Source organism: Pseudophaeobacter profundi (genome assembly GCF_029697505.1).
Classification (GTDB): domain Bacteria; phylum Pseudomonadota; class Alphaproteobacteria; order Rhodobacterales; family Rhodobacteraceae; genus Pseudophaeobacter; species Pseudophaeobacter profundi.
In genome coordinates, this window is the sequence record NZ_JARJEF010000252.1 from 1 (window position 1) to 274 (window position 274).

Genomic DNA, 274 nt, shown 5'->3' on the forward strand with positions numbered 1-274 from the left:
TGAAAGTTGATTTTAACAAATGGAAAGACGAAGATGACAGTGAAGATGAGTTTGGTGGAGGTCAGTCGGAAGACCTTGAGGAGATGATGAGATCCATGGGTGGCCTTGGCGGCGGAGATTCCAAACCAAACTTCGATGTAGATGTAGAGTCGGACTCAGACGACGAAGAACTGCCTGACCTCGAATAGGCTAGTGCTCTCGTGTGCAATACATGAAACATTGACTGATTCCAACACTCATGAACTCTTGTCAGTGTCGGAAGTTTAGTTGCGCC

General features: G+C 46.7%; 1 protein-coding gene. It reads left to right on the forward strand.

Going from position 1 to position 274, the window contains the following annotated elements; translation table 11 throughout:
* Positions 1 to 188 (forward strand): hypothetical protein (locus P2081_RS20905; RefSeq protein WP_278924708.1); only part of this gene is annotated, 188 nt, incomplete at its 5' end.
* Positions 189 to 274: the final 86 nt, after the last annotated feature.